Here is a 6,055-nt window from a genome sequence, read left to right on the forward strand (position 1 = left end):
GGCGTGCTCCGCTCCGTGGACCGCCCGGTCTACGACACCCAGATGGCCGACCAGCTGGACACGGCCATCGAGCAGAACGGCAAGGGCGACCTCGCCGCCCTCCTGACCGGTAACGACACCTGGACCGTGGAGAACACCCATGACGTACGTCATCGCTCAGCCCTGCGTTGATCTGAAGGACAAGGCCTGCGTCGACGAATGCCCTGTCGACTGCATCTACGAAGGCCCCCGCAAGATGTACATCAACCCGGACGAGTGCGTGGACTGCGGAGCCTGCGAACCCGTGTGTCCCGTCGAGGCCATCTTCTTCGAGGACGACACCCCGGAGGAGTGGGCGGACTTCCGCAAGGCGGACGTCGAGTTCTTCGCGGAGCTCGGTTCGCCGGGCGGCGCCTCCCATCTGGGTCCGGTCGAGCGCGATCACCCCGTGGTCGCCGGGGCACCGCTGCCGACGGCGTGACGTCGCCGGTCGCCTGGACGTCCGGGGCCACCGGGACCGATTGGACGTCCAGGTCCGTCACCACCGGCTGGACGTCCGGGTCCACCACTACGGGCTGGACGTCCGGGTCCACCACTACGGGCTGGCCGTCCAAGTCCGCTACTACCGGCTGGACGTCCGAGTCCCCTGCTACCGGCTAGACGTCCAGGTCCACCACGACCGGTGCGTGGTCCGACGCGGCCTTGCCCTTGCGCTCCTCGCGATCCACGTATGCGTCCTTGACCGCTTTCGAGAACGCCTCGTTCCCATAGACGAGGTCGATCCGCATGCCGCGGTTCTTGGGGAAACCGAGCTGGCGGTAGTCCCAGTACGTGAAGGGGTGGTCGTACTTGAGGGGACGCGGGACCACGTCCGCCAGGCCCACCTCGCGCAGGGCGGTGAGAGCGGCGCGCTCGGCCGGGGTGACGTGTGTGGCGCCGTCGAAGAGGGAGATGTCCCAGACGTCGTCGTCCGTCGGCGCCACGTTGTAGTCCCCCATCACCGCGAACGGACGGCTGCCCTTCGCGTCGCCCGCGACCGCGGCCCTGAGGGCCTCGAACCACTGGAGCTTGTACGCGTAGTGGGGGTGGTCCACCTCGCGTCCGTTCGGCACGTACACCGACCAGACGCGGACCGGGCCGCAGGTCGCGGAGATGGCGCGGGGCTCCTCTACGCCTTCGTAGCCGGGGTCGCCGGGCAGGCCCTTGACGACGTCTTCCAGGCCTACTCGGGAGATCACCGCGACGCCGTTCCACCGCCCCGTCGCGTGCACGGCCGCCTCGTAGCCCAGCTCGCGCAGCTGGTCGGACGGGAACAGCTCGGCCGCGACCTTCGCCTCCTGGAGGCACAGCACATCGGTGCCGCTGCTCTCCAGCCAGGCCAGCAGCCTCGGGAGACGGGCGGTGATCGAGTTCACGTTCCAGGTGGCAATGCGCATGACTCACAACCTACCGGGCGGGTACGACATCGGGCCCGGCAGTGCCACAGGACCAGCCGATTTCGACAGGCAAACTTGTAAGTCCGCCTGTTTGACAGTTAGCCTGTCGATATGACGTCGCCCGAGGACCGCGCCCCGCTGAGCCACGAGGAACTGGCGCGCGCCGCGCAGGAACTGCGGTCCGCGCTGGACCGCCTGCTGCGCAGAATCCGCGTCGAGGCCGCCGACCACGGTCTCTCCCTCTCGCAGTCCTCGCTGCTGAAACGGCTCGACCGGGAGGGCCCGGCGGCTCCCGCGGCCCTGGCCCGCGCCGAGCTGGTCCGCCCGCAGTCGATGCTCGCCACGGTGAACGCCCTGCAGACCGAGGGCCTGGTGATGCGCCGACCGCATCCCACCGACGGCCGCCAGGTGCTCATCGCGCTCACCGAAAAGGGCCGAACCCGCCTACGGCAGCGCGGAGAGCTCCGCGAGGACGCGATGGTCCGCCTCATGGCCGAGCGGCTGACCCCGGCCGAGCAGCACGCACTGTCCGAGTCCGTCGAGCTCCTCAGACGGCTGGGCGAGGACTGACTGCCTTCCCTTCCCCCAAGCGGCCGCCCCTTGCTTCCCCAAGCGGCCGCCCCTTGCTTCCCCAAGGGCCGCCCCTACCTTTCCCCACGCGCCACAAGGAGTACGCCCATGCCCGCCACCACCCTCGACGAGCGCTCCGCCCTCGTTCTCATCGACCTCCAGAAGGGCATCCTCGCCCTGCCGACCGTCCACCCGTCCGACGCGGTCCTCAAGAACGGCGCCCGGCTGGCCGAGGCGTTCCGCGCGCAAGGCCTGCCCGTCGTACGGGTGCGGGTCGCCTGGTCCCCGGACGGCGGCGACCTGCCGGTGGGACGGGCGGACCACCCCGGTCCGGCCGCCGCGCCGCCCGCGGAGTTCGCCGAGTTCCCGGACGAGCTCGGTCCGCTCGGCGACGACATCGTGATCACCAAGCGGCACTGGGGCGCCTTCACCGGCACCGAACTGGATCTCCAGCTGCGCCGCCGTGGCGTCACCCAGATCGTGCTCGCCGGGATCTCTACGTCCATCGGCGTGGAGTCCACGGCCCGTTCGGCCTTCGAGCACAGCTACCACCTCACGGTGGTGGAGGACGCGACCACCGACCTGGACGCCGACTCGCACGCGCACAGTTTCGGCAAGATCTTCCCGCGGATCGCGGAGACGGCACCGACTGACCAGGTACTCACGCTGTTGAAGGCCTGACGCCGCTGAGGACCTGACGCTGCCGGAGATGCTGCCGAAGGGCCGGCGCTCAGACCTCGGCCGACGCCCCCGGCGCGAGACGCAGGTGTTCGGAGCCGCCCAGGGCGCCGATCTGGTTGTCGTAGATCGGCCGGGCGAGATCGGTGAGCAGGGCGTCGTGGATGTCGTACGCACGCTGGGGTTTGACCTCGCGGACGTAATCGATGACTTCGGCGATCTTGTTCCACGGGGCCATGACCGGGAGCATCAGCGTCTCGACGGGCTGGTCGGGGACCGTGAGGGCGTCACCGGGGTGGAAGACGCGGCCGCCGTCGACGAGATAGCCGACGTTCGTGATGCGCGGAATGTCCGAGTGGATCACGGCGTGCAGTTCGCCGTGCACCTGGACATCGAAGCCCGCGGCGGTGAACGTGTCGCCGTGGCCGACGGTGTGCACACGGCCCGGGAAGGCGGCGGAGATCTTCTCCGCGACCGACTTCAGGGTCCAGATCTCGGCCGCCGGGTTGGACTCCAGACCGGCCCGCAGCCGCTCCTCGTTGAAGTGGTCCAGATGCTCGTGCGTCACCAGGATCGCGTCCGCGCCGACGGCGGCGTCGTCCTCGCTGAAGGTGCCCGGGTCGATGACGAGCGTCTGGCCGTCCTTCTCCAGGCGGATACACGCGTGCGACTTCTTCGTGAGCTTCATGGTTCCATCCTGCCCCCCGGCGGCGCCGCGAAGGGCTGTTGAGGCTGGTGCTCCCACTGCCAGGCTGAAGATCACTCCTGCGGCGTGGTCTCCTCGCGGATGACCTGCTGCGCCACCTTGAACGCGCTGTTGGCGGCCGGTACGCCGCAGTAGACGGCCGCCTGCAGGAGCACCTCCTTGATCTCCACCGGGGTGAGGCCGTTACGGAGGGCGGCGCGGGTGTGGAAGGCGAGCTCGTCGAGGTGGCCGCCCGCGACCAGCGCGGTCAGCGTGACGCAGCTGCGCGCGCGCCGGTCGAGCCCGGGACGGTCCCAGATCTCGCCCCACGCATACCGGGTGATGAACTCCTGGAAGTCCCCGGAGAACTCGTCCGCCGAGGCCAGCGCCCGGTCGACGTGCGCGTCCCCGAGCACCTCACGGCGAACCTTGATCCCGGCGTCGTACGGATCGGGGCGCCCCATCCCCATGACCTCGGGCTGCAGGGCGGGTGGGGCGATCTCGGCGAGGGGCGCGACCGGCGGGGGCGCGGCCAGGACAGGCTTCACCGGGGCCGCCTGGATCGCCATCTGGCCGGTGGTCGAGTCGAAGGCGGGCTGCCACGCGGTGGAGAAGTGCCGTACGAGCAGGTCCGTGACCGCGGCGGGCTGCTCCACGGGGACCAGGTGCGAGGCTCCTGGCACGACCGCGAGCCGGGCGTCCGGTATCCCGGCGACCAGCGTGCGTGCCTCGGCCGGCCCGGTGACCTGATCGTCGGAGCCGACGAGGACGAGCGTCGGAACGCCGATCCGGCCCAGCTCGGCGCGCACGTCGAAGGCGGCGAGCGCCTCGCACGCCGCGATGTAGCAGCCGGGGTCGGTGGTGCGCACCATCTGTACGGCCCACTCCGTGATCGCGGGCTGGGCCGCGGCGAACCCGCCCGTGAACCAGCGCTCGGGCGAGGTACGCGCCACCGGCTCGAGGCCGTTCGTCCGCACGATCACACCGCGCTGCCGGAACTCGTCGGCCGTACCGAAGCGCGGCGAGGCCGCGATCAGCGCGAGCGAGGCCAGCCGCTCCGGGTGGCGCCGCGCCAGTTCGATCCCGATGGCACCCCCGAACGCGCAGCCCGCGTAACCGAAGCGCTGCACACCGAGCCCGTCGAGCGTGGCGAGCAGCCGACCGGCGAGTTCGGCGACCGAACCCGCCGGATACGCTGGCGCTCCGCCGTGTCCCGGCAGGTCGAACCGGAAGACCCGCCAGTGCTTCGCGAGCTCCGGGACCTGCCTGTCCCACATGTGCCATGTGGTACCCAGTGAGGGACCGAGGATCAGGACAGGAGCGTCTTCTGGCCCGTCAAAGCGGTATTGCAGGGTGTTCATCGGTGTCTCACTCACCCGCCTGACCCTCTCATCTGTCACGGACGCCCCTATAACGGGGGGTCGGTAGAGACCGTCCTGACCAGGTTGAAGACCTCGCGGGCGGCATATCGCTTGAGGCATCGGATGATCTCACGCCGAGTCTTGCCCTCCTGGGTGCGGCGTTCGAAGTACGCCTGGGTGCGGGGGTCGTGGCGCAGCCGGGTGAACACGATGCGGTGCAGAGCGGCATTCGCCTGCCGGTCGCCGCCATGGTTGAGGCGACGCGAGCTCTGCCGGCCCGAGGAGTACTCGATGGGACTGACCCCGCACAGCGCGGCGAAAGACGCCTCGGTGCTCAGCCGCTCGGGATTGTCGCCCATGGTGATCAGAAGCGTGACAGCGGAGTCCGGGCCGATACCCACCGGCGCGAGCAGCTGCGGGGCATGGCGTTCAACGAGCCCAGTCAGTCGCTGATTCAGCTCATCGATCTGCCCGGTGAGCTGCTCGATGCGCTGAGCCAGCATGCTCAGCGTCATGAGAGTGGCCTCAACTACGGTGTCCTCGTCGCCCCCGCCGGCCCCGCCCTCGCGCGGGCTGAGACGTGCGCAGGTGCGGAACAGCTCGCGGTTGCCCAGGCTGGACAGTCGCTCCCGCAGGGCCGGGTCGGCTACGACCAGGACCGCCTTGAGCTGGTTGATCGCCTGAGTGCGGGCCTTGACCGCGGAATCCTTGGCCAGCTTGAACATCCGAGCACTCTGCACCGGACCGTCGCCAGATTTCGCCCGCGCCTGGGCGCGACCGCTGAGCACGGCCCGCGCAGCAGCCTGCGCATCAAGCGGGTCCGACTTCCCGAGCAGACGGCGGGCCCAGCGGTCGGGCCGGTTCACCTCGAACACCACGACATGCTGCGCCAGCAGGTAGCGCGACAGGCCCGCGCCGAAGGTACCGGTCCCCTCCACCCCGGCCCGCCGCACCGTCCCTAACTTGCGGGCCCAGACAAGCAGCCGACGGTAGCCGACCGCCGTGGCCGGAAAGGACTTGGTGCCCAGGATCTGGCCCAGTGGACAGACCACCGCGGCGACATGAACCTCGCCGTGCGTGTCCACGCCCAAGACGACCTCGCCCCAAGCGGGCGGGCCCGTGCTGGTGGAAGAGATGCTGCGCTGTCTGGTCGTCATGGTGGTCTGCCTCCCGCGTGGTGAAGTGCTGGGTGGCTGGCACCTGCCGGTCGGGCGGTCTGAACCGTGATGGCGCCTGAAAGACAGCAAGGCCCCTGACTTGTTCAATCGAGCCCAGACGCACGGTCTGCAGCCGTAGCGTCCAGGGTGCCGGTCGGCACGGGCCCGTAGGCTCCTTGCCGCCCCTGG

Annotated in this window: 8 protein-coding genes; 4 read left to right on the forward strand and 4 right to left on the reverse strand. The window is 69.9% G+C overall.

The window, feature by feature from the left end:
• Positions 1-139: 139 nt before the first annotated feature.
• The gene (gene fdxA, locus ACIBK0_RS51655; protein WP_399097467.1) at positions 140-460 is read left to right on the forward strand and encodes a ferredoxin; all 321 of its coding nucleotides are present in this window, start codon (positions 140-142) and stop codon (positions 458-460) included.
• Between the two features lie 175 nt (positions 461-635).
• Here fdxA and ACIBK0_RS51660 read toward each other — a convergent pair whose 3' ends face one another.
• The gene (locus tag ACIBK0_RS51660; protein WP_399097469.1) at positions 636-1,415 is read right to left on the reverse strand and encodes an exodeoxyribonuclease III; all 780 of its coding nucleotides are present in this window, start codon (positions 1,413-1,415) and stop codon (positions 636-638) included.
• 111 nt (positions 1,416-1,526) lie between these two features.
• On the opposite strand from ACIBK0_RS51660, the gene ACIBK0_RS51665 reads away from it, so the two are divergent.
• Positions 1,527-1,985: a MarR family winged helix-turn-helix transcriptional regulator gene (locus tag ACIBK0_RS51665; protein WP_399097471.1), complete on the forward strand. Its 459-nt coding sequence runs from the start codon at positions 1,527-1,529 to the stop codon at positions 1,983-1,985.
• 108 nt (positions 1,986-2,093) lie between these two features.
• On the forward strand, positions 2,094-2,666 hold the full coding sequence (locus ACIBK0_RS51670; RefSeq protein ID WP_399097473.1) for an isochorismatase family protein: 573 nt from the start codon (positions 2,094-2,096) through the stop codon (positions 2,664-2,666).
• Positions 2,667-2,715: 49 nt separating this feature from the next.
• Here ACIBK0_RS51670 and ACIBK0_RS51675 read toward each other — a convergent pair whose 3' ends face one another.
• The 3 genes from ACIBK0_RS51675 to ACIBK0_RS51685 form a co-directional block, all read right to left on the reverse strand.
• Positions 2,716-3,351, reverse strand: coding sequence for an MBL fold metallo-hydrolase (locus ACIBK0_RS51675; protein WP_399097475.1), 636 nt, complete (start codon positions 3,349-3,351; stop codon positions 2,716-2,718).
• A gap of 71 nt (positions 3,352-3,422) precedes the next feature.
• Positions 3,423-4,724, reverse strand: a complete 1,302-nt coding sequence (gene pcaC, locus ACIBK0_RS51680; RefSeq protein WP_399097477.1) for a 4-carboxymuconolactone decarboxylase — start codon at positions 4,722-4,724, stop codon at positions 3,423-3,425.
• Between the two features lie 32 nt (positions 4,725-4,756).
• The gene (locus ACIBK0_RS51685; protein ID WP_399097479.1) at positions 4,757-5,794 is read right to left on the reverse strand and encodes an IS110 family transposase; all 1,038 of its coding nucleotides are present in this window, start codon (positions 5,792-5,794) and stop codon (positions 4,757-4,759) included.
• Here ACIBK0_RS51685 and ACIBK0_RS51690 point away from each other — a divergent pair.
• Complete coding sequence (locus ACIBK0_RS51690; protein WP_399097481.1) at positions 5,787-5,936, forward strand: hypothetical protein; 150 nt, start codon at positions 5,787-5,789, stop codon at positions 5,934-5,936. The genes ACIBK0_RS51685 and ACIBK0_RS51690 overlap by 8 nt on opposite strands.
• Positions 5,937-6,055 lie beyond the last annotated feature (119 nt).

Source organism: Streptomyces sp. NPDC050564, assembly GCF_044457265.1.
GTDB lineage: Bacteria > Actinomycetota > Actinomycetes > Streptomycetales > Streptomycetaceae > Streptomyces.

Coding starts and splice junctions, on each gene's coding strand:
- fdxA (WP_399097467.1), top strand. CDS start 140: ATGACGTACGTCATCGCTCAGCCCTGCGTTGATCTGAAGGACAAGGCC.
- ACIBK0_RS51660 (WP_399097469.1), bottom strand. CDS start 1,415: ATGCGCATTGCCACCTGGAACGTGAACTCGATCACCGCCCGTCTCCCG.
- ACIBK0_RS51665 (WP_399097471.1), top strand. CDS start 1,527: ATGACGTCGCCCGAGGACCGCGCCCCGCTGAGCCACGAGGAACTGGCG.
- ACIBK0_RS51670 (WP_399097473.1), top strand. CDS start 2,094: ATGCCCGCCACCACCCTCGACGAGCGCTCCGCCCTCGTTCTCATCGAC.
- ACIBK0_RS51675 (WP_399097475.1), bottom strand. CDS start 3,351: ATGAAGCTCACGAAGAAGTCGCACGCGTGTATCCGCCTGGAGAAGGAC.